This is a genomic window from Sorangiineae bacterium MSr12523 (assembly GCA_037157775.1).
Taxonomy (GTDB): domain Bacteria; phylum Myxococcota_A; class Polyangia; order Polyangiales; family Polyangiaceae; genus Pendulispora; species Pendulispora brunnea.
In genome coordinates this window covers 2,042,243-2,062,587 of record CP089982.1, presented here as the reverse complement: position 1 = coordinate 2,062,587, position 20,345 = coordinate 2,042,243, and the positions used below count along the sequence as shown (strand labels likewise).

The window sequence follows — 20,345 nt, the reverse complement described above, 5'->3', positions numbered from 1 at the left end:
TCATCAGCATGAAGGCGTACCCGGCGCCCCGATGTGTGGATCTGCACGACAGGACGACTTGTGCCCGAGCTGTGTTCGCGATGCTGGCGCGACCGGGGCGCTCCGAGCGCGTCGCACGCGCAGAGTTTTTCCCCTAGAATGCCGGCGGTCGCAACACGATGGCCCGCGCGGTCGAAGGGACAAGCAGAGAGAGTAATGCCGGTCTACAAGCGTTTCCAGTTGATCCCCGGGACGAAATATTTCTACCTCGCTTGGATCGGCAAGGGGGGCTACTCGGAGGTAATACGGGTCACCAATAGCGTCACAATTGACGAGAATGGCGAGCAACAGGCCCAGCTCAGGTACGCACTGAAGCTGTACGCTGTCCTTGACGATAACTTGGCCGAAGCCGAGCAGCTCATGCTTCAGGAGTTGGACAAGCTGCGGAAGCTCGAACATGAAGGAATCGTCAAAGCTTGGGATTTCGGGATCACTGAGGAGGAAGGGGGATTGAGGCGACCCTACCTCGTCATGGAATACCTGCATGGGCAATCGCTTCGAACCAGTCTGGAAGCGGAGCAAGGGCAGCCCATCAGCGTGGGGCACGTCCTCAACATCATGCTCCAGCTTCTGCAGGCTGTGCAACACGCCCACAACCAGGGGATCATTCACCGCGATTTGAAGCCAGAAAACATCGTTTTCCATCGAACCACGGATGGGCGGGAAATCGCCAAAATCTTGGACTTTGGAATCGCCGGCTTGCGGTGGCCCCAGGAGGGAACCAACGTCCCGATTGGTTTGCTCGGCACCATGCTCTACATGGCTCCCGAGCTATGGCGAGGTGCCGCCCCGACTGTGCAAAGCGATCTGTATGCGCTCGGAGCAATCATTTACGAGATGCTCGCCGGACAACGGCCGATCGGTGACAAAGACACGGGGAACTTCGGCGCCGACGTGAAGGCCTATTCTCACGGGCATCAGCACGTGGCACCACCTCCGATCCGACAGTTCGCCGATGTGCCCGAGGATCTCGAAGAGCTGGTTATGTGGATGCTTCGCAAAGACCCGCGCGAGCGGCCCGGCAGGGCTTACGAGGTCTTGGAGCGGGCGAACTTTATGTACAATCGATGGGAGGCGGAGCACGCGACCGCGACGCTGGCACCCGAGTTCGTGACGGATCACACAGCCCCTTGGCGGCGCGCCGATTTCAATCGCACCGAGGACCGTCGACCCTTGGAGGTCGTGGACGATCCAGAATTGGGCGGTCCGGCTCCGGAAAATGTCGAGCAGGAAGAAGCGCCGACGAAATCGGGCCAGACGACGGCGGGCGGTACACTCCGCTCCGCTCTTCCGGCAACCAACCGAGTTGCGGATAAGTACGAGACACCACGCGCGGCGGGAACGCCCCATTTCTCGTCCGTCCGCAGCGCGGAGCCGGTCGTGTCGCCGGAGCAAGAAATGAGGGCGGCGCCGACGCTCTCCTATCGCGCGCCCACGTACGACGCCGCGGCCCAACGAACAGATACGCGCCCGATTCACCCAGACGAGATCGACCCCTCCCGTCCCGCCGTCGGCGCCTCATACGGAGCGAACACGGGTACGGCCAACGGCCAGCCAGCGCGCTCCCCACAGCCGCTGCCTGCGACGAACAGGTTGCCACCCAAGAGCGCGGGCATCGGTCCGGCGGCCACCACGAGCTCGAATCTGCCCGACACGAACCGGCTTCCGCTCGAGCCCAGTTCGTTGGCCACGCAGCTTGTCGCACAGGTCGTGCAGGCCCCGGCGTTCCCCGCCGTGCACGCGCTCGACCTCGATGCACCGCTCGCGCAAACGCTCGATCCCGACACGCCGGTTATGCAGACGCCCCGGTTTGACATGCCAGCCGTGGAGGCGCCGGATCCTGCGCTGCCACCGATCGTCGCGATGCCGATCGTACACGTGTTCAACGCGGAATCCGCAACGGTCAATCGGCCAGCCGCGCCGGAGCCGTCGCGCAACGGCGCCAGCGTCAACGGAATCACGGAGGCTGCCATTGGCGCGCCCGCGGATGCCAGCGAGGAGTCCGTCGCGAGCGAGCAACGTCCGGCGCTGGCGAGGCCCATAAGCGAACCGCCTGACTCGTCGAAGGGACTCAAGTGGGTCGATGAGCTCTCGATGGCGGAGGCCCGATCGATTGTCGTCGCCGACGAGGTCCGTCGACATGAGCGCGGCGCATCCGGCATCGCCACGGGCGATGTCAATCGAAACGATCGGAACGCTCCGACCGTCGTCCCAGGAGTCGCGGGGCCGAAGCGCTCAGACATGGCGAACAGCCATTGGACAGCATCGCTCACGATGCGCGCGCTACTATTTGTCGGCGTGATCCTGGTTGCGATGCTGGTCGTGATGGCAATCTATGCCCTCCTCTTTCGCGGCCGGTCTCCCGCAATGACATCGGGAACGGCTGGCCCTCCGGCGACGATGGTTGGAGAGCCCACATGAACGCCGATAAGCGAAGCTCGGATCCGAGCGGGCGCTCGATCGCGGCCGCAACGAAGGACCCCTCTCAACCCGCTGCGCACGTCGAGCGCCGCGTAGCTGCTGCCAACGAGAGCGACCCTGGAGGCGCCAACAAAACGCGGAGCTCGGCCGAGACCGACCCCGGACCACGGCCGGCGGGCCGCTCCTTTGACCGACTTGCACGCCCCGCGGGGCTCAGTCGTAGTTTGATCGCCGCGACGGTGCCACCGCGCACGATCATTTCGGCGACCATCCCTGATGAAAGCGTGATGGTCGACGTAACCGAGCCAGGGCCACCGCCTTCGATGGAGCCTACGCCGACCCCGAGCGCGAGTGCCGTGCCCGCCGAGGGCAGGCCGACCCCCGGCGCGAGCGCCGTGCCCGCCGAGGGCAGCCTGCCACCGGGGACGAGGGACATCGTCACAGCGGTGCCCGCGGAGCCCACGCGCTCCAAATGGATGAAAATTGGTTTGGCGTTGGGCGCGGGGATCTTGCTCGTGGGTGTGGGCGTCGGGTCTTGGCTATGGCTGCTGGCAACCGAGCCTCCTCCTCCGCCAGAGTCGACATCTTCGGCGCCCTCGGCTCGTGCACCGTCGATACCCGCGCCCGCGCGCTCGGCTTCTGTGCCGTCCGCTCCGGCGACCTCCGCGTCCGTCCTATCGGAGGCCACGGCTGCATCCGCGGTGACCACACCGGCGCCGTCCGTGCCCAGTGTCGTACGGACATCGTCCGACACACCAGGCGCGAAGGGTAATCCACCTCCCGTCCACTCCGCCGGGCAAGCGCGCCCGAGAAATCCCGGGCGCCCACCGGGCACGCGGCAGCCCACCGGAAGCACGCCGGAGGTGGTACCGTCGCCGGACGTGCCGCCCTCCCCTTCTTCGCAACGCACGCCCCCAGCAGCTCCGTCGTCGACGGCCGTTACCCCCGGCCACCTCGACGATCGGCCGCTCACGTACTGACCCCTCTCCCTTGGTTCCTCAATGCTTCGTTCCTTCATCGCTTTGGTCGCTATCGCAGCACTTGCTGTCCCACGCAGCGCGCAGGCCCAACCCAGCGCCGCCGACATCGCGGTCGCGAAGCAACAATACGAAAGCGGCAAGAAGGCCGCCAAGGACGGGGACTACGACACGGCCCGTCGCTATTTTCTTCAGTCCCTCGCCGTAGCGCCGCACCCGTTGACCTTGTGGAACCTCGCGCTCGTCGAGATCGACTCCGGTCATCCCGTTGACGGGGTGCGCGATCTCCGCAAGTACAAGGCCGACCCTCGAGCGGAACCTGAGAAAAAGAAGGAAGCCGACGGTCTCATCGAGCAGCAGATGAAGAGGATCGGCCGGGTCAAGATCCTCGTTCCGAGCAATGTACCCGTCACGCTCGACGGAACCGTCGTGTCGGACGAGCAGCGGAAGGATGCGATCGAGGTTGTTGCTGGCCATCACGCCGTCGATGCGGGCTTTCCATCCGGCTCGCGCCACATGGACCTCGAAGTGGCGGGCGGCAAGGAAGTCCCGGTGACCTTCGATTCGACGACGGATCCAACGGAGCCGGGCCCCGGTCCGGGCGGCGGAATCGCGAAGCGCGACGAGGGCGGTGGGCTGCCGTGCTTTCATTCAGGAGTGTGCACGGGCACCGTCATCTCGCTTGCGGCGGTCGGTGTCGCCGGCATCATCGGCTATGGCATCTGGCAGGGCCAGGCCAACAGCGCGACGACTTCTGCACGCGGACTCGCGCCGCCCTCTTCGTGCGAAGGCCCGAACAGGCCGCAGGTATGCGGCCAGGCACAGAGCTACCTGGACGACCACGACTCCAAGTTGACGCTTTCGCGCATCTCACTCGCCGTCGGTGCCGCCTCGCTGGTTGGCGCAGGGGTTGTCCTTCTCGCGTGGCCGCGGTCGACGAAAGAGACGACCGGCGCGCAGGTCTTCCCCCTCCTGTCTCCGGGCACGGCGGGTATGGGCGTTCGAGGCCAGTTCTGATGGTCTCCTCAATTGAGCTTATTGCTTCGGAGTTTTCATGAAAACTTGGATCGTCCGCGCGTTGCTCGGTTTCGGTGTCCTCGGATCGGCGTCGGCCGCTTTTGTCGCCTGCGACAATGCGGACCAGTGCGACTTCTTCCGTTGCCTCGGGTCCGAGGACGGTGGTCAAGACGGCGGCGTCGATGTGGCGCCGCCAGGATGCGATCTATCCGTGGACCCCGGCCAGAGCACGCCGTGCATCGACGACAAAGTTGCCATCTTCGTCGCGCCGAGTTCCGCCAACGGCAACGACAGCAACCCAGGCACGCGCGCGCAACCCGTCGCGACGTTGACCCGGGCGTTGGAGAAAGCCGCAGCCAGCAAGCCACGCGTGTACGTTTGCAAAGGCGACTACACGGACAACGTCAACGTCACCGCGAGTCGCGGGATATTCGGGGGATTCTCGTGCACCGATTGGAGCGTGAACGCGGCGGCCAACCCCGTGACCGTCGCGCCTTCAGCCGGCGTCCCGCTTACGGTGCATGCGAACGACGTCACGATCGCGGACATCGCGTTCAACGCGCCTCCCGGTTCCGCGGCTACAACGACGTCGAGCATCGCCGCCATCGTCGAGAATGCCCTACGCGTCGTGCTCGCGCGGCTCAGGCTCATCGCGGGTGACGCGGCGAATGGTGCTGACGGGCAAGCGGCTGCGGCTCCTCCTGCGCGTGCATTGAAGGGAAACGACGCGTCCGGAGCAAACGGTGGTCCCGCCCAACCCGTGTCCCCCCAGCCTTGCGCGAACGGTAGCGGAACGACCCAAGGCGGCGGGGGGGGCAACGAAGGTGCGGACGGCGGAGCTGGGCAGCCGTTTGGCGTTTACGACGCGGGCCCCAACAATACCGGCGCCGGCGGCAAGGGCGGAAGCAGTTGTGACAAGGGGGCCAACGGTGCCGATGGCCCAGCGGGATCCATTGGCCAGGGTGGATCACCCATCGGCTCGATCCAAAAGGGGACCTGGGCACCGCAAGACGGCAAGCCCGGTGGTGTTGGCCTGGTTGGTCAGGGCGGAGGTGGCGGCGGCGGCGGCGGCGCCAGCACCAGTTCGGGGGGCGGTGGTGGTGGTGCAGGAGGCTGCGGCGGGAATGCCGGTAACCCAGGCCAGGGTGGTGGAGGCAGCATTGCGCTTCTCTCCATCCGCAGCGATGTCACGATCATCTCCGGTACGCTGACCGGTAAGAGAGCTGGTGACGGTGGAAAGGGCGCCGCCGGTCAAACGGGACAGCCGGGAGGCGGTGCCGGCGCGAGTCCCACAGGACTCGCTTGCGCAGGAGGCATAGGTGGCGCCGGCGGAAACGGCGGCGCAGGCGGCGGCGGCGCCGGTGGTGTCTCGGCGGGAATCCTCTTCTCCGGAACTCAACCCAAGACGCAAGACGGCCCCATTATCACGGCGGCCGCGGCGGGGGGAGCCGCAGGCGCAGGTGCTATCGCGGGCACAAATGACGGCGTCCCCGGTCAGGCTGGCGCCACAGTCCCAATCCCATGAGCGACCAAGGGGGCGCAACTCAATTGAGAGCAACTCGCGCCGCGCTACGGTCGAAGTGTCTCCTGTGAGAGCTCAATCTCAATGCCATTCTAGGGCGCTGGTCACATGGCGGTCCGCGCTCCTCCTCATTCTGATTCCCATCCCGATTGCATCGGCGGTGGGTTGCGGCAGCGATTCGGCGGACGCTCCTGGTGATGATGGCAGCGTCGATGTGGCGCCGCCAGGATGCGATCTATCCGTGGACCCCGGCCAGAGCACGCCGTGCATCGACGACAAAGTTGCCATCTTCGTCGCGCCGAGCTCCGCCAACGGCAACGACAGCAACCCAGGCACGCGCGCGCAACCCGTCGCGACGTTGACCCGGGCGTTGGAGAAAGCCGCAGCCAGCAAGCCACGCGTGTACGTTTGCAAAGGCGACTACACGGACAACGTCAACGTCACCGCGAGTCGCGGGATATTCGGGGGATTCTCGTGCACCGATTGGAGCGTGAACGCGGCGGCCAACCCCGTGACCGTCGCGCCTTCAGCCGGCGTCCCGCTTACGGTGCATGCGAACGACGTCACGATCGCGGACATCGCGTTCAACGCGCCTCCCGGTTCCGCGGCTACAACGACGTCGAGCATCGCCGCCATCGTCGAGAATGCCCTACGCATCGTGCTCTCGCGACTCACGCTCACCGCGAGCGATGCCATCAACGGTGCCGATGGACAAGGCCCGCCCGATGCACTGGCGCGAGGAGTGGACGGCAATAACGCCGATGCTGGAACGGGGGCGCCTGCGAGAGTCCCGACCCCTGCTTGCCCGCCCGGCAGTGGGACCACTCAAGGCGGTGCCGGTGGCAGCAACGGCGGCCAAGGCACGAACGGCGATCCTTTCGGCGTCTACGACGGTGGCCCTCCTGGAACCGGTCAGAAGAGCGGCGCCGGAGGAAAAGGCAATGTGAGCTGCGGTAATGATGGACTTGGCCACGATGGTGCCGACGCTCCGTCGAGTGACCCAGGCGCTGGGGCGGCGAAGATTGGCAGCATCCACGATGGGAAATGGGCACCGCAAGACGGAACGGCGGGGCCGGTCGGCCGCGTCGGCCAGGGTGGCGGCGGCGGTGGTGGCGGGACGAATGCGGGTGGCGGTGGCGGTGGCGCACCGGGTGGTTGTGGCGGCATTGGCGGAAGCCCAGGTAAAGGTGGCGGTGCCAGCATAGCGTTGCTCAGCATCGGGAGCGACATCAGGCTGGTAGGGGGAACGTTGACGGCCAAGAAGCCCGGAGACGGCGGCAAAGGGATGCTGGGTCAGAAGGGACAATTGGGCGGCGGTGGCGGTGATCGGGGGAATAGTCTTGCGTGCGTCGGCGGCGCAGGCGGCGCGGGCGGGAACGGCGGCGCGGGCGGCGGTGGTGCCGGTGGTGTCTCGGCAGGAATCCTCTTCTCCGGACCTCAACCCAAAACGCAAGACGCGCCCACAATCACGGCGGTGAGCAAGGGCGGGGCCGCGGGCATAGGTGGCATCGCCGCCACAAACGACGGCGTGCCCGGCCAGGCCGGTCCCACAATTTCAGTCCCATGAGACACGAGGGTGTGACTCAACCGCGAAGTAATTGTGAGCGGCTCAATTGAGAGCAACCAAGAGCGACCTTCGGTCGAAGTGTCGTCCATGAGGGCCGTCATTCCGCCCATCAATGGAGTTCGGTGATGGATGCATCGATTTGGAGCGGAGTTGGTGCGTGGGGTGCCGGCGTCTTCGCGACGCTCGGCGGTCTGGCCGGCATCATCGCGCTCATTCTGCTCGTGGCCTCGAAGCGAGCGACCTATTGGCTCGGCCTTCTCGCCATCCTGCTCGCGTTTTGCTCGATCTCGAGCGGCATTCTCGGCATCGCGCACCGCAAGCAACAGGTCGACGATGCCATCAACCGCACGACCCGCGAGTACCCACAGGCTCGGTCAGAAATCGAAAAGGAAATGTTTCGCCGGCCGGGCTACCGAGAAGCGCAGGCCTTGGGCATCGCTGCGTGCACCTTGGCGGCGGGTCCCCTACTGCTAGGCGTTCTGGCGGCCTTGCTTGGCGCGCGACGACGTCGCGATGGGCGATTTGCCTGGAGGCTGCTCGGCGTCGCCGCGGGTACCGGAGTCACGCTCCTTGCGGCACTCGCGGCGCGCGCGGAAAGCCAGCGACCATTGCCGGGTCACAACCTTCCCGATGGGGATCCCGGCTGGCGATTGCTCCGGGCGCAAGAGCTCTCGGAGCGCGATCTCGACCGCGGCTGCTTGAACCTCGCAGAGGAGCTCGAGAACTTCTACTGGCTGCCTACGAGGAAAGCGTCCTTCGACGAAGCCAGCGGCCGTGTGGTGCACCCGCCGCAAGGCAGCCGCGGCGACTTTCCCAGGATTTTCGACCCTGATCCGCGCGCCGTGGGGCCAGACTTCCATCTCGATGCTTTCGCCGCGAAGTGCGTGCGGCGCTGGATCACCATTCACGAGGCGGGCTGCGAAGGGCGGGAGCGCGGAGAGATCGCCTCGTCGTTGTTCTACGACTTGAAGGGGGAGGCACTCCTCGAGTCGGCGATCCTGCTCGACGACAGCGCGCGCCCCGAAATCGAAAAGCTCGCCCAAGGGCGAATTTGCCTCGAGTCGCCCTCCGGCCTTCCCTGGGTGGGTCACGGCGAAACGCGCATCGAGGGCAACGTGCCGGAGCCAACGATCCAGCGGCTCGAGCTCGACCGACTCGTGAGCCAGTACGACGATCGGTTTCGTTCATGCTACCAAAGTGGTCTCCGCGCGCGGCCCAACCTCGCGGGACGCGTAGTCGTGCGTTTCATAGTGGATGACGCGGGAAACGTCGTCTCTCCGACGGATGCAGGCTCAGACTTGCCCGATGCGAGCGTCGTGGCGTGCATCGTGAGAGAGTTTGGCAAGCTCTCGTTTCCGCCGCTCGCTTCAGGCAAGGTAACCGTGACCTACCCCATCAAATTGAGGCCGAAGTACGAGTACGGCGAGTAGCACCGAGGCGCATGCTGCACGAGAGTGCCTTGCGAGACTCTCCGTGCCCTTCGGAAAGGTTCATTCGCTTCGCATTATGCGATCGAACCACTCCTGCTTCAGACTTCGCAGCGCCTGCCATTCGGGGGTTTTGCGGAGCCGATCCAGTTGCTCCTTCGTGAGGGGGACGACGCGCGCCTGCGGCCCTTTCCCCTCGCTGCGATAGGGCGTGGCCACTCGATCGACACCAACCTCGTTCGAACCAACTGGCTCGCCAACGAGCACTGCGACGTCGAGCAACGAGCCAATAGGTGCGCCGTTGGCCATGACCGCATCCTCGTCGAAAACGCACCGAACGTCGGCAAGATGCAACTCCCGCAAGGGGTCGACGTCGAGTGCGACACCGAGCGCGCGCACGAACTCCAATGTCGTTTGGATTTGGGCGTGAACATCGACGTCGACCCAGTACCGGCTGTCGTGGTACCGCGCGCGCGGGCGCATCTTCGAGGCGATCTCCTCGGGATCAATTGAAGCCGGCATACCCAGTATCCTCCATCACCGAGAATACTTGGAAAAGGTCTCCAGCAATGACACAAACCGCGATGCTCGGAGCCTTACGAAGCCCAGCGGCCGCGTGAGGCTCCCGCCGGTCGAGCGCCTCCTGCAACAATCGACGGGGACCGCGCGCCACGATGACGGTCGGCGTGCTCAAATCCCAAGCGACGTCGGGGGCGAGCGCGCGCGCCATCGCGACACCGGAGGCGCAAGCCAAGTCGGCAAGCACGATGACGGTCAGGTCCTCCTGGCCCTTCGGCACCTTCGCGGCGGCCGCGATCACTCTCTCCCGATTGAGAAGCAAGGTCTCAGCACAGATGCTCATAGGCGCCACTTGAGTCGCGGCAATACGTCGCGAACGAAAGGATCCAGCTCGACGCCGGTATGGTCGAAGAACGTGCAAGAGAGGAAGGCTCGTTCGCGGGTCGTCGCGCGACCAGCTCGCCCCGTCGGCGCGCCGAGGCCCACGAAAGCAAGCTGCGTGGCGGCGAAGGGCCCGTTCGCGAGGCGAGCCCGAAACATAAGGACCTTGGTCGACGAGAGCTCTTCGCTGGCCAAAGGCTCGACGTCGTCCGTAGCAGCCGCAAACCTGGCGATCGTCGCGCGTCGGGCTTCGGCCAATTGTCGACAGAGGGATTCGAACGAATGGCCCTCGGCCTTCGCCGCGCGGACCTTCACGGCAGTCGTGGCTACAACGAGCTCCCGCCGCCTGCTGGCGTCTACGGCCCCCACATCACCAAACTGTGCCTGGCGTGAGTGCGCCTTCCACGGGGGAGGAAGCGCCCACTCAAAAAACTGTCCCCGAAGCACGAAACCCGAAGGCAACGTCATCTCTCAGTCCTCCCGGGTTGAGACGCTACTCTGCCGCGCGCGCCCGCGCCATACCGTAAAGTTGTGTTCCGTCGCGTTGCGGGGAACATCGCCCCGATCGCCGACTGTGTCCACAATCGATTGTAGGCTAAGCGGGCACAATCGTCCACTCTGAGCGGGAGGATGTCGGTTTGCTCACGCTTGTGTCAGTTGCGGCTTCTTTTGGTCTCGTGTCGATTTTTGAGAACGACCGGTCCCCGCTGCCCGAAGTACACAGTGAAACACGCAACTGAGGGCGTGCGCCCTTGTGACACAACTGAGAGCCCGCCACTACCCCGCCTCGTCCATCGATCAGCGGGTTGCGAGGGAGAGATTACACACATGTTTCGAGCTCTGTTCGAGCGCGCTGTCAACGCCGTATGGGACGGCTTCGCCGAGCTCTCCGAGACGCATCGGGAGCTCGCGGGGATCTTGGCGCGCGACGCCAACGTGGGGATCACCAGCCTGGTTCAAGCCACCGCATTCGGCCTCGCGTGCATCGACGAGCGATTGAACGACGATGGCCAAGCCATGATCCGTGCGCTCGTCGCCTTGGCGATGCCCGAGTGCCTGCGGCCGCGGCCGGCCATGACCATCCTCGCGTTGCCGCCCGCGCGCATCAAGGTCGCCAGCGCCTGGCGCGCGAAGTTCGATGCGAGCAGCAAGGATGCGGGATTTCCACTATCGTTCGAGCTGAGGTCCTTCGTCACTCCGGGGCCGTACGAGCTCACGGAGGTGTGTGTGGAACGCCCGAGCGCCACATTGCAGACCTTGCAGCTGACGCTCGCGGGCCGCGATGGAGCGGTCATCGGCAATGTCCTTCCCGAGCGAGTCCGATTCTTCGTGTTCATCGAACCCGCCAACGCGGCGCTCGAAGTGATCCATGCGCTGCGAATCGCTCGCGATCCCATTGTGTTCGAGACGTTCGACGTGAATGGGGCGCGGCTCGAGCAAGGGCAGCTTCCTCGCAGCGCGTTCAGTTGGGTTCGGGTCGATACCGACGACGAGCCACCGCTTGTCGACGCGCCGGAGGGCAGGTTTCGCGCGAGCGTGCTGCTCGAGGACCTGTTTGCGTTTCCCGAAGGACACTCCTTCTTCGAGGTCCGAACCACCTCGTTCCGTTCGGAGCGGGTTGCACGCATCGAGCTCACGCTGCCGTTTGGCTACGTGGTCGGACATGCCGCGGCAATGCGCAACTCGAATGTTCGTCTATTCTGCGCACCAGCGGTCAACGCCTACCATGTTCCGATTATGCCATTGCGCGCAGCCCAGGGGCCCGACTGGCTGCTGCTGCCGGCGGAGCGTCCACGCGCGGAGGTCCTGCACGTTCGAACCATGCAGGCGGAGGGGCAACCGGGCCCCGTCCCCCTCGAATCCTTCGAGGCCCCCGAACAACCGCACACGCTGGAATCAGGTCGATTCTATTATCGACTCAGCCAAAAGATCGCGAGGGACGGTTCACGCACCGAAATGCGTCTTTCCCTCGCAACAAGGGAAAGCTTTCGCGTGCGAGCTCCGCGTCCCGTGATACAGGGCACGGTCCTCGCCAGCGATGGGATGCTCGCGCAAACGATCGGTGTCGGCGAGATCGGCCGCACCGACATCGGGCAGAATATCTCTCGCGTTGCACCCTCGCGTCGAGCCGTTCTCGATCGACGATTACCGATGCGGATGAACGCGTTCGGGCGCATGTCAGCGCATCGGTTCGCCCACCAAGCGCATCTCGATGCGTTCGTTGGAATGCACAAGGATTGCGTCCCCGACGGCGCCGTGCGCGCGCCGCGGTTCCTGGCGATGACGCACCAACTCGAGCGACGCGGCCTCTCCGGTGGTGGGTCGCAACAGGTCGATCACTTCGACGTACAAATTGATAAGACGGCGTGCAGTGACGCCGAGGCCTTCGTCGTCTGCCACCATGTGTCCCGCGCGGTAGCGGAGCGCAACGACCTAATGCGCGCCTCGCGCCTCACGGCTTCCTGCCAAAAGGGGCGTCGCGAGGAGATATTTGCTGAATACGACGCTCGCGATGGCGAGCGCCTTTCATTTCCGCTGGGTTGAACCATGAATCTGGAAAATTCGATTTCACGAAACTCGATAATCGAGATGGAGCTTACCGGCTCCAAACAGGGCCCTTTCAAGAGCGATAAGTCACGAGCGGGTGACAATGCGTGTCTGGTGGTGGGATATCGCTTCGGCATCGCCGTCCCGCACGGAACGAGATCGACCACCGGCGGGGGCCTGGGCGTCCCCCAGAACGGACTGACGTGGATTATCTGCCAGATCAAGGCGTTCGTGGCCCAATGCCTGACGGCCGTCTGGGGTGAGAGCGAACCGCTCGACGTGGTGCTCCGAGTCAAGCGGAACGACAAGAGCGGCAAGCCCGAGACGTATATGACGGTGCAACTCAGCAAAGCCACCATCGCGAGACTCGAGTTCGGTGTGGGAGCTGTCGAAATCCTTCTGGACAAAGACACGAGATGCATAGCCGACGATGACTACGGGGGCATCGTCGCAATTGGATTTGTCGGAGAGAAAATCAACTTTGACATCGAAGGATCGAAAGCGGAATTCAAACAAAAGGCCGCCGGGTCATGAACCCTCTCGAAGAGCTCGACAGAGACACGCAGCACGTTCCGTCGCAGCATGTCGCACTACGAATGGCTCGCGAGCGGTTCATTTCCGACCTCTCGGATTTTCTTGGCACTCCACTTGGCTCGATGCCCGGTGAGCCGGAGTATGGCGTACCCGACGTGACGCGCATTTACGAGTCGCAGCCCGAGGCGGCAAAGGAATGGTGCCTTCGGGTCGAGAATTCGCTGCGCCGCTTCTTTCCGTATTTTCGTAATCCTCGAGTATGGCAATCCGACGGTGACGAGCTCGATTTGACTTTTTACGCAAGAATTGAAGGGGATTTACTCGTCAATCGCGCGTCGGTGTTGGAGCGCTTCGATATCGCCGTCGATGCTCGACAGCCGTGGAGGGTGCTCTAATGGCGCGGTTCCCCCAAGGGCGCATCAATTCTCTGGAGAGAGATGCGGAGGGGTTCGCCGAATTGTTCCCCGCAATCGCCGGGCGCTTGGCGAACGTCCATGGAGGCGGAAGGCTGGGACGCCTCCGCCGTGCGCTCTTTGCACTCACTGCATCGATTTTGGAGAAGGTCGCCGAATTCGATATGGACGCCTACAGGGCGCTGGCAGAAGTCGTAGCCCCCTCTTCCACCCGGCCGCTCCCGGTTGCGACGATCGTTCAATTCTCGGCGACACAGGGCCCAGCACAGCGGGTCCCGGCGGGCGCCGAAGTACGGACGGTCGGAGCGCCGGACGTGAACACGTTCTACCACGACCGATCTTGCCGCTTCCGCGTTACGGCCGACGTTGATGTCGGCCCGTTCGCCATCCGAAACGCCCACGCACTCGGAGGCGCGCTGGGATTCGAGCTGGTGGCGACTTCCACCCGGCCGCTCGAGGACGTAATTGGAGACGACCTTCGAATCTACGTGGATGGTCCACGCGAGGGAGCGCTCTTGGTGCTCACCCATCTACTCGCGCATACGGCACGCATCGAGCTCAGCACCGCCCAGGCTGGAACTTGCCTGCTGCGCCGGGTGAGGCCCTACGGCACCTCTGTCGACGATGTCCTCGCTCCGGAAATTGACGGTCCGCCCAACGCCAGCGCGCTGGTGAGAGAGTACTTCGTCTTCCCGGAGAAGTTTTCGTTCTTTGTCGTCGAAGGCGTGGCAAGGGCTCTACGGGGAACCAAGGCCGTTGTCGCGACCATCGTGCTCCGATTTCGCGAGCCATTGCCGCCCGGCACCTCCATCGGCGCGGATAGCCTTCTGCCGCATTGCGCCCCCGTCATCAACTTGTTCCCTGCGCATTCCGAGCCTCAAACGTTTGGGCCGGGACAGTCCAGCTTCGCTGTCCATGTGGCGGGGCTGGCGCGGGGGCGCTCGAGCACCTACGACGTCGTCTCGGCCACCGCAACGCCACGCGACCGTCTCGCGCCCGAAGTCGCGCTGCCGCGGGCCCACCGTTTTGCCGCGGATTCCATTTCCGAGGCCTTCCCCTATGCCTTCTCCACCAGGCGGGTGGCCGTCTCCGCGCCCCCCGACCGCGACACCTCGCTCGTCGTGGCGCTCACCAGCCCCCGTGGCGCGCGTCCGCTACTCGAACCGCACGTCGTCTCCCTGCGGCTTCGCGCGACCAATGGGGCCTGCAAGGTCGCCCCGGGCGAGGTGACCGAAGCGGGCGCTGAATTTCCAGCCTCCGTCGCGGTCCGTAACATCCTGCCAGGCTCGCCCTACGTACCACCGTCCGTCGGAACCGATCTCGCGTTTCGCGCCATCATGCGCGGGGCGATCCCTCCACGGGATGCGTTGTTCACGCTCAGAACCCTACTGCTCTCCCTACTACCGCCGGAAGACCTCGATCCCATCCTCTTTCGAGCCAATCTAGGGAGGATTCACGCCATTGAACAACTGGCCGTCACGCCTGCCTTCGACCACGAGGGCTCCCGACGTGGGTACCTCTTCCAGTTCATCGTGGACGAGACCGCGTTCCGCGGAGTCGGTGATGTGGGGCTGTTCTTCTACGTAGTTCAACAACTGCTCCACACCCACGTCTCGCTCAACGGATTCTGCCGCGTCGAAGTGCAATGCAGAAAAACCGGCGCCTTCATCGCTTGGCCGCCGGCAACGCCCGTGACGCGCCCCGAGCACCATCACCAGCATCCGTGCGATGCGCCTGCAAACGCTCGAGTGGAGGTGGCGCAGCCCGAATCGGGGGCGCCATCCGTCGAGGCGCCATCCGCGCCCAGCCTCGAAGACCTCGCACCAGTGATCTGCCAGTACGACTTCTTCGAGGCCACGAGAATGCTCGAGCACATACTCGATATCGACCTCTCACGCGAGTCGTACGCCGCATCGCCCATTCGCTTTGGTCAGCAGGCCAGCCTGACCCACCCAGCGACCGATATCGAGCGGCTCATCATCGACCGCAAGCAAGGCGGCGACGGCGCGCGTCTCATCATGCGATTTCTTGGGCTGGTTGGAACGAGCTCGCCGCTGTCAGCGTCGTGGACGGATGCCGTTTTCGACGCCGACGATGAAGGCCGGCTCCAAGGCTTCTACGATGTACTTCACCACGTCTTTGCTCTACGTCTCTATCGGGCTTGGAAGTCGCGCTCGATTGAGGGGGGATTCGACCTTGAAGGCCGCGACCCGCTTTCGCAGACCCTTCGATCTCTCGCCGGAGTCGACGCACTAACCACCCTGCCCGACGAGCCCGTGTCGGACATGGTCATCCTGGGGTTGGCTGACTTCCGCCGTGGCCACGCGCACGCGATCGACCTCCGCAGCGCGGAGCGACTCCTCCAACGTCTCCTTCACCCACTTCCGATATCCCTCGAACCGAATGTCCGACGAACCGTGCAAGTTGGGCCTTCAGAGGTCACTCGCCTCGGGCGCAATGGGGCGATCCTAGGCAAGACCTTCGTCTACGGCGTGGAGCGCAACGATACGGATGGAATGCTCGCATTGCACATGGGGCCCGTCGACAAGGCGACCTACCAATGGCTGATGCCAGGTGGGTCGGGCTATACGGCATTGTGGCGCCTCTTGACCTGGCTTTTCGACGATAAGTTGCTTCCCATGCTCGCAGTCCGCGTCGCCCCCGAGAACGCGCCGACCTTGAGGCTCGGAGCGGCCAGACTGAACGTTGATACGTTCTACGCTGACGCCATCGATAAAGAGGTCCTTACGCTAGTCCCACTGGTCGCCGACCCTGAAAAGGCGGTTCGTCAGTTTGTCACCTATGGAGATGCCTCATGTTGATGATGCCGTTGTGGCGGGACGATGTGGATATTGTGGCAAACCACTTTCAGGCTGCCATCGAGTATCACAAACGGTGCGTTCAACACGAACGCGACCACGTGAACACGGAGGCGTGGGGGATCGACGACATCGAGATTGACGTATCGGCGCTCGCGCGGGGACGGGTGGATATCCTACGACTGAACGCGACCTTCCCCGACATCAGCGAGGTGATCGTGGGCCCAGGTGACATCCCCCTGACGGGCCGGCTGCCTGACCTATCGGCCCACGGCTCCGTGATCATGCACGTAGCACTGCCCAAGCTTCATCCCTCGCGCGCGAACGCGCTACCGGCCGGCACCCGAAACTCGAGCGCCCGCTACGAGGTCGAAGAGCACGACATTTCCGACTTCGAGAACGGACGGAAGCCGGTGCGTGCCCCCTTTCTCCGGCCAAATGTTAGGCTCTTGTCCGACCAAGACCAGCTCGACAGATTCGACACGCTTCCCTGTGTCCGGATCACGCGAGACAGGCGTGGCAAGCCTATCCTGGACCGCTCGTTTGTGCCTCCAATCTGGCGCGTCCGTGCCTCGGCCTACTTGATCGAGCAACTCGAGAAGCTTTCGGAAGGCTTGCTGGAGCTCAAGACGTGGGCCGACAATTGGAATGCGCCCGCGGATCTGCTCCACCGACGCACGCAACTACGCAGGGTCCTCGGCGAATCCGTTGAATGGGTAGCCGACATCCTCGACCGGCCCCTGAAATCGCCCCGTGACGCACACTTGCAGCTCGCAGTCGTCCTTCAATCACTCGCAGTGTTTACCCCGCGGGCCAAAGCCCCGCTTCCCCCGCGCGTGCAGAACGGCGACGGAGCCGCTCGAGAAAAGTCGCTGCCCGCCTTCGAACACTTCAATCTAACCGATACATTCTCCGGGCTATTTGCTGCGCTGGACAAGGTCGTCGCCGAGATCGCCGAGAAGAAGCATCTGGAGATACCTCTCCCGCCGGTACCGGAAGCACCGTGGGCGCGCCATGCAGACCTAAGCAAGGAGGGGCTCCTTGCAAAGGAATTCTACCTGGCGATCTCCGGATCAGACTTGGAGCAGTTGCGTAAAATCGGCGTCCCTGAGCTCATCAAAATTGGTCCTTTGGACAAATTGGTCAATATGAAATATGCAACTTCCCGCGGAGTCCCGCTTCACTGGACGGCCGCTCCCCCAAAGCTCCCGCAAGTTCGCGGCGTCTTCTACTTTCAAATCGACAAAAGTTCGCCAATTTGGGCAGAGATTTGCCACTCGCTCTCGATGGGTCTCCAATACGACCACATTTCCGGGATTACGAACGTTGTCCTATATGCCGTCGACTCGGAAAACAAATGAGAGCGCCGGACACCGTGCGGGAAGCAACTTCGGAGAATCTCGACCCTCGAATCGCCACCATACTCGGCTCGATCAGTTTGGTCGACAAGCTCATTGCAAAGATCGATCAACATGTCGCGAGTTGCGTGGATGCCATTTTGCACCACCCAGCCTTTCAAGCACTCGAAGCGGCGTGGCGCGGGTTGAAGTTCGTCGTCGACAGCGTGGAGCCCGGACGAAGCGTGAAGATCGATGTGTGGTGGTGCTCAAAAAGTGAACTCCAAATGGATCTGGAGGACAATATCGACCGGACCAAGTCGACATTCTTTCAAATTGTCTACTCGGGTGAATACGGCCAGCACGGTGGTGTCCCTTACAGAGCAGTCTTTGCGTGCTTTCCTATATCCTCGACGCCTCCCGACATGGCCCTTTTGCGTGGCGTCGCAGCCGTGGCAGCTATGGCGCACGCTCCCATTTTCGTCGATGCCGATCCGAGGCTCTTCGGCGTTTCGAGCTTTCAGGAACTCCGCGGGGACCTTCGCGCAATATTCGGGGCGCCACGTCTCCAAAAGTGGAACGAGTTTCGGACCGCGGAAGATAGCAAGTACGTGGGGGTACTGCTCCCGAAAATGCAGTTGCGGCTCCCCTACCGTGATGCGGAGTTGCATCTCCCCTTTGGCGCCGCGGGCGACGACGACGAACCGAGCTTCATCTACAACGAGCGCATCCAGGATGTGAATGACCTCCTGTGGGGCAGCGCCACCTATGCCTTTGCAACGCGTCTCGCGGATAGCCATGTGCGTTTTGGAACCGCGATGGGGCTCGTCGGCACCTCCGACGCGCTGCCGCCGGCGCGGGATTGGCACCGAGCCATGAATGGGGACGCTCTGAAGCCGCCAGTTGACGTCGTGTTCTCACACGACCTCGAAGTTTCGTTGGCAGCGCACGGATTCATCCCACTCACCAGCGACCCGATTCATTGCACATTCCGATTTTCCAGCGCCAACAGCCTTCAGAAACCAAAGATTTTCGGTGGCGAGCATGGACCGCAGGACACGCGAAACTATTTTATGGCCACGCAGATGCCATATTTATTGTTTGCATGCCCATTCGCTCACGTCATCAAGCTTACCCAACGTGAGATTGCCGGCAGCCATCAATCTGTCGAGAGCATTGCGCGTATCCTTACCGCTAGTCTGAAGCCGTACCAGAATTCAAACCCGTCGCGGGCGCTGGCTCTCAAGTATCCGCTTCGCGAAGCGCAGGTGGAGGTGATCGAGCTTCCGTGGCAACCCGAGTGGTACGCAATTCGAATTCTTCTTTGGCCTCACATGACTTACAAGGGGGTGGACATCGGACTTGCGCTCCCGGGCAAACTCGAACGAAACCCCAGGCAGCGTCTCTCCGGCGCACATGCGCAGGGAGGTCGCCCGTGATCCCCCTTCAGCCACACTATCCGCCGAGCATGTTCGTTACCCGGGCCCATCTCCAGGCGGCGACCCGCTACTGCGAGAGCGCCGCCCTCCGCACCTTCCGCCGCATCCTGCCCGATTCGTACGGGATCGCCGAGATGCTCATCGACGATGGCGCATTGGCTCGAGGCACGCTCCGATTTCGGAAACTTGACGTGCGGTTCCAGTCGGGTCTGCCGGCGGTCATCGATGACACGGGCCCCGTGATGCTCGACGCCGATGTCAAACCTCGCCTGTACGGCCTCACGAATTCCATCGGGGTCTCCTTGGCGGTACCGCGATTCGTGCACGATGGCTCGAACATCAGCGCGGACGACCACGGAGCACGATCGACGCGGTTCGTGAAAAGTCTCACCGCGAATGGCGGATGGATCCGTCCAAAGCTGGAAATCGTCTTCGACGGCGACCCTCGCGACCAATACGATCCCTCCGAGGTGCTGGCTCTCGGGCGCATCGAGCGTGTGGGGCATACACTGCGCTTCGCTCCCTCTACCTGGCCCGTGTCCCTCCATGTGCATGCCTGCGATCCACTCAAGCAGGCAGTCGAAGTGGTGCTCAAGGCGCTGGCAAGGCGTCATGATGAGCTCCTCGCAGCGCGCGAGGCAGATACGTTTCACCTGACGCTCGGGGCCTTCCCGCAGGACGCGCTCGAGCTGCTCGAAATTGTCGGCGCCAAACTCGCGGCGCTCGCGCTGCTTCTTGACCACCCCACCGCGCGTCCGTTGAGTATCTACGAACAGCTCAAGAGCTTATATCTATCCTTGGCGGCATTCGAGGACGAGCTCGCGCAGCCACCGAAGTACGAGCACGACAAGCTTGGCGATGTCATTCCGTGGTTCGTCCCGCGGATTGTCGACCTCGTGGACAGGGTCGCGCGTCAGGACGTGACTTGGTTCGCGTTCGAGCGCGTCGACGATCTCGGAACGTTCGCGCTTAGGTTTCCCCCCGACGCCTTCCCGAGCAGGAAGCGCCCCGTCCTTGTTGCGTGGTGGCCCGAGACCGCCGAGCACCTGGTCGACAGCACGTACCTCAGAAAGTTGCCCGCGCTGCTCAAGATGGCCGGGCCGGCCGCCATTTCGAGCATCAAGCAGAGCGCCGTCAGCGGCGTTCGCGTCAAGGTCGACGACGACCCGCCTCGGGACGTCCCGTTCGGCCGCGGCATCCTCGCGTATACGGTCTTGCGGCGCCAGGACGAGAGCGAGGCTCACCAGGGGCCTGATGGCCCGCGAAGTTCGTACTGGACGGAGATCATGAGCACGGGCGAGGTGCACTTGCATGTGCCAGACGCCCCGCCGCCACTTCAATTCTACCTGTATGCCGTGGATTCGGAGGGGTAGACAGAATGGGATA

General features: G+C 63.5%; 15 protein-coding genes and 1 pseudogene. 12 read left to right on the top strand and 4 right to left on the bottom strand.

The genetic code is table 11. The features are described from left to right. Positions 1-33: 33 nt before the first annotated feature. Positions 34-2,460 (top strand): protein kinase, encoded by a 2,427-nt coding sequence (locus LZC95_08270; GenBank protein WXA96830.1) that lies wholly within the window; start codon positions 34-36, stop codon positions 2,458-2,460. A gap of 64 nt (positions 2,461-2,524) precedes the next feature. On the opposite strand, the gene LZC95_08265 is transcribed toward LZC95_08270, so the two are convergent. After that, positions 2,525-3,433, bottom strand: coding sequence for a hypothetical protein (locus tag LZC95_08265; GenBank protein WXA96829.1), 909 nt, complete (start codon positions 3,431-3,433; stop codon positions 2,525-2,527). A gap of 28 nt (positions 3,434-3,461) precedes the next feature. Between LZC95_08265 and LZC95_08260 the strand changes: the two genes are divergently transcribed. The 4 genes and pseudogenes from LZC95_08260 (at position 3,462) to LZC95_08245 (ending at position 8,973) form a co-directional block, all read left to right on the top strand. After that, complete coding sequence (locus tag LZC95_08260; protein ID WXA96828.1) at positions 3,462-4,454, top strand: hypothetical protein; 993 nt, start codon at positions 3,462-3,464, stop codon at positions 4,452-4,454. Positions 4,455-4,491: 37 nt separating this feature from the next. Next, positions 4,492-5,979 (top strand): hypothetical protein, encoded by a 1,488-nt coding sequence (locus tag LZC95_08255; protein WXA96827.1) that lies wholly within the window; start codon positions 4,492-4,494, stop codon positions 5,977-5,979. Further along, positions 5,933-6,352: pseudogene (locus LZC95_08250) on the top strand (DUF1565 domain-containing protein). Before LZC95_08255 ends, LZC95_08250 begins: the two are co-directional and overlap by 47 nt. A 1,316-nt stretch (positions 6,353-7,668) precedes the next feature. After that, positions 7,669-8,973, top strand: a complete 1,305-nt coding sequence (locus tag LZC95_08245; protein WXA96826.1) for an AgmX/PglI C-terminal domain-containing protein — start codon at positions 7,669-7,671, stop codon at positions 8,971-8,973. A 60-nt stretch (positions 8,974-9,033) separates the two neighbouring features. On the opposite strand, the gene LZC95_08240 is transcribed toward LZC95_08245, so the two are convergent. Genes LZC95_08240 through LZC95_08230 form a run of 3 tightly spaced genes read right to left on the bottom strand, consistent with a single transcriptional unit; the run spans position 9,034 to position 10,185 of the window. After that, on the bottom strand, positions 9,034-9,492 hold the full coding sequence (locus tag LZC95_08240) for a hypothetical protein (GenBank protein ID WXA96825.1): 459 nt from the start codon (positions 9,490-9,492) through the stop codon (positions 9,034-9,036). Further along, positions 9,476-9,832 carry a hypothetical protein gene (locus LZC95_08235; protein WXA96824.1) on the bottom strand — a complete coding sequence of 119 codons (357 nt, stop codon included), beginning with the start codon at positions 9,830-9,832 and terminating at the stop codon, positions 9,476-9,478. The genes LZC95_08240 and LZC95_08235 overlap by 17 nt, the downstream gene beginning before the upstream one ends. Beyond that, complete coding sequence (locus LZC95_08230) at positions 9,829-10,185, bottom strand: hypothetical protein (GenBank protein ID WXA96823.1); 357 nt, start codon at positions 10,183-10,185, stop codon at positions 9,829-9,831. Before LZC95_08230 ends, LZC95_08235 begins: the two co-directional genes overlap by 4 nt. 513 nt (positions 10,186-10,698) lie before the next feature. On the opposite strand from LZC95_08230, the gene LZC95_08225 reads away from it, so the two are divergent. From LZC95_08225 to LZC95_08195, 7 genes are read left to right on the top strand one after another with little or no spacing between them, the layout of a single operon-like run. Further along, a complete protein-coding gene (locus LZC95_08225; protein WXA96822.1) occupies positions 10,699-12,414 on the top strand; it encodes a type VI secretion system baseplate subunit TssF in 1,716 nt (571 codons plus the stop codon). Positions 12,415-12,417: 3 nt separating this feature from the next. Continuing rightward, positions 12,418-12,951: a hypothetical protein gene (locus tag LZC95_08220; protein ID WXA96821.1), complete on the top strand. Its 534-nt coding sequence runs from the start codon at positions 12,418-12,420 to the stop codon at positions 12,949-12,951. Continuing rightward, complete coding sequence (locus LZC95_08215; GenBank protein ID WXA96820.1) at positions 12,948-13,346, top strand: hypothetical protein; 399 nt, start codon at positions 12,948-12,950, stop codon at positions 13,344-13,346. Before LZC95_08220 ends, LZC95_08215 begins: the two co-directional genes overlap by 4 nt. Beyond that, positions 13,346-16,186, top strand: coding sequence for a type VI secretion system baseplate subunit TssG (gene tssG / locus LZC95_08210; protein WXA96819.1), 2,841 nt, complete (start codon positions 13,346-13,348; stop codon positions 16,184-16,186). Before LZC95_08215 ends, tssG begins: the two co-directional genes overlap by 1 nt. Further along, positions 16,180-17,544, top strand: a complete 1,365-nt coding sequence (locus LZC95_08205; protein WXA96818.1) for a type VI secretion system baseplate subunit TssK — start codon at positions 16,180-16,182, stop codon at positions 17,542-17,544. The genes tssG and LZC95_08205 overlap by 7 nt, the downstream gene beginning before the upstream one ends. Continuing rightward, the gene (gene tssC, locus LZC95_08200) at positions 17,541-18,959 is read left to right on the top strand and encodes a type VI secretion system contractile sheath large subunit (protein WXA96817.1); all 1,419 of its coding nucleotides are present in this window, start codon (positions 17,541-17,543) and stop codon (positions 18,957-18,959) included. Before LZC95_08205 ends, tssC begins: the two co-directional genes overlap by 4 nt. Next, complete coding sequence (locus LZC95_08195; protein WXA96816.1) at positions 18,956-20,332, top strand: type VI secretion system baseplate subunit TssK; 1,377 nt, start codon at positions 18,956-18,958, stop codon at positions 20,330-20,332. The genes tssC and LZC95_08195 overlap by 4 nt, the downstream gene beginning before the upstream one ends. The last annotated feature ends 13 nt before the right edge of the window (positions 20,333-20,345 follow it).

What these genes read in the sequence shown, in the direction of transcription:
- LZC95_08220 (WXA96821.1), top strand. Translation starts at nt 12,418, where the DNA reads ATGAATCTGGAAAATTCGATTTCACGAAACTCGATAATCGAGATGGAG.
- LZC95_08215 (WXA96820.1), top strand. Translation starts at nt 12,948, where the DNA reads ATGAACCCTCTCGAAGAGCTCGACAGAGACACGCAGCACGTTCCGTCG.
- LZC95_08255 (WXA96827.1), top strand. Translation starts at nt 4,492, where the DNA reads ATGAAAACTTGGATCGTCCGCGCGTTGCTCGGTTTCGGTGTCCTCGGA.
- LZC95_08260 (WXA96828.1), top strand. Translation starts at nt 3,462, where the DNA reads ATGCTTCGTTCCTTCATCGCTTTGGTCGCTATCGCAGCACTTGCTGTC.
- LZC95_08235 (WXA96824.1), bottom strand. Translation starts at nt 9,832, where the DNA reads ATGAGCATCTGTGCTGAGACCTTGCTTCTCAATCGGGAGAGAGTGATC.
- LZC95_08205 (WXA96818.1), top strand. Translation starts at nt 16,180, where the DNA reads ATGTTGATGATGCCGTTGTGGCGGGACGATGTGGATATTGTGGCAAAC.
- tssG (WXA96819.1), top strand. Translation starts at nt 13,346, where the DNA reads ATGGCGCGGTTCCCCCAAGGGCGCATCAATTCTCTGGAGAGAGATGCG.
- tssC (WXA96817.1), top strand. Translation starts at nt 17,541, where the DNA reads ATGAGAGCGCCGGACACCGTGCGGGAAGCAACTTCGGAGAATCTCGAC.
- LZC95_08240 (WXA96825.1), bottom strand. Translation starts at nt 9,492, where the DNA reads ATGCCGGCTTCAATTGATCCCGAGGAGATCGCCTCGAAGATGCGCCCG.
- LZC95_08225 (WXA96822.1), top strand. Translation starts at nt 10,699, where the DNA reads ATGTTTCGAGCTCTGTTCGAGCGCGCTGTCAACGCCGTATGGGACGGC.
- LZC95_08245 (WXA96826.1), top strand. Translation starts at nt 7,669, where the DNA reads ATGGATGCATCGATTTGGAGCGGAGTTGGTGCGTGGGGTGCCGGCGTC.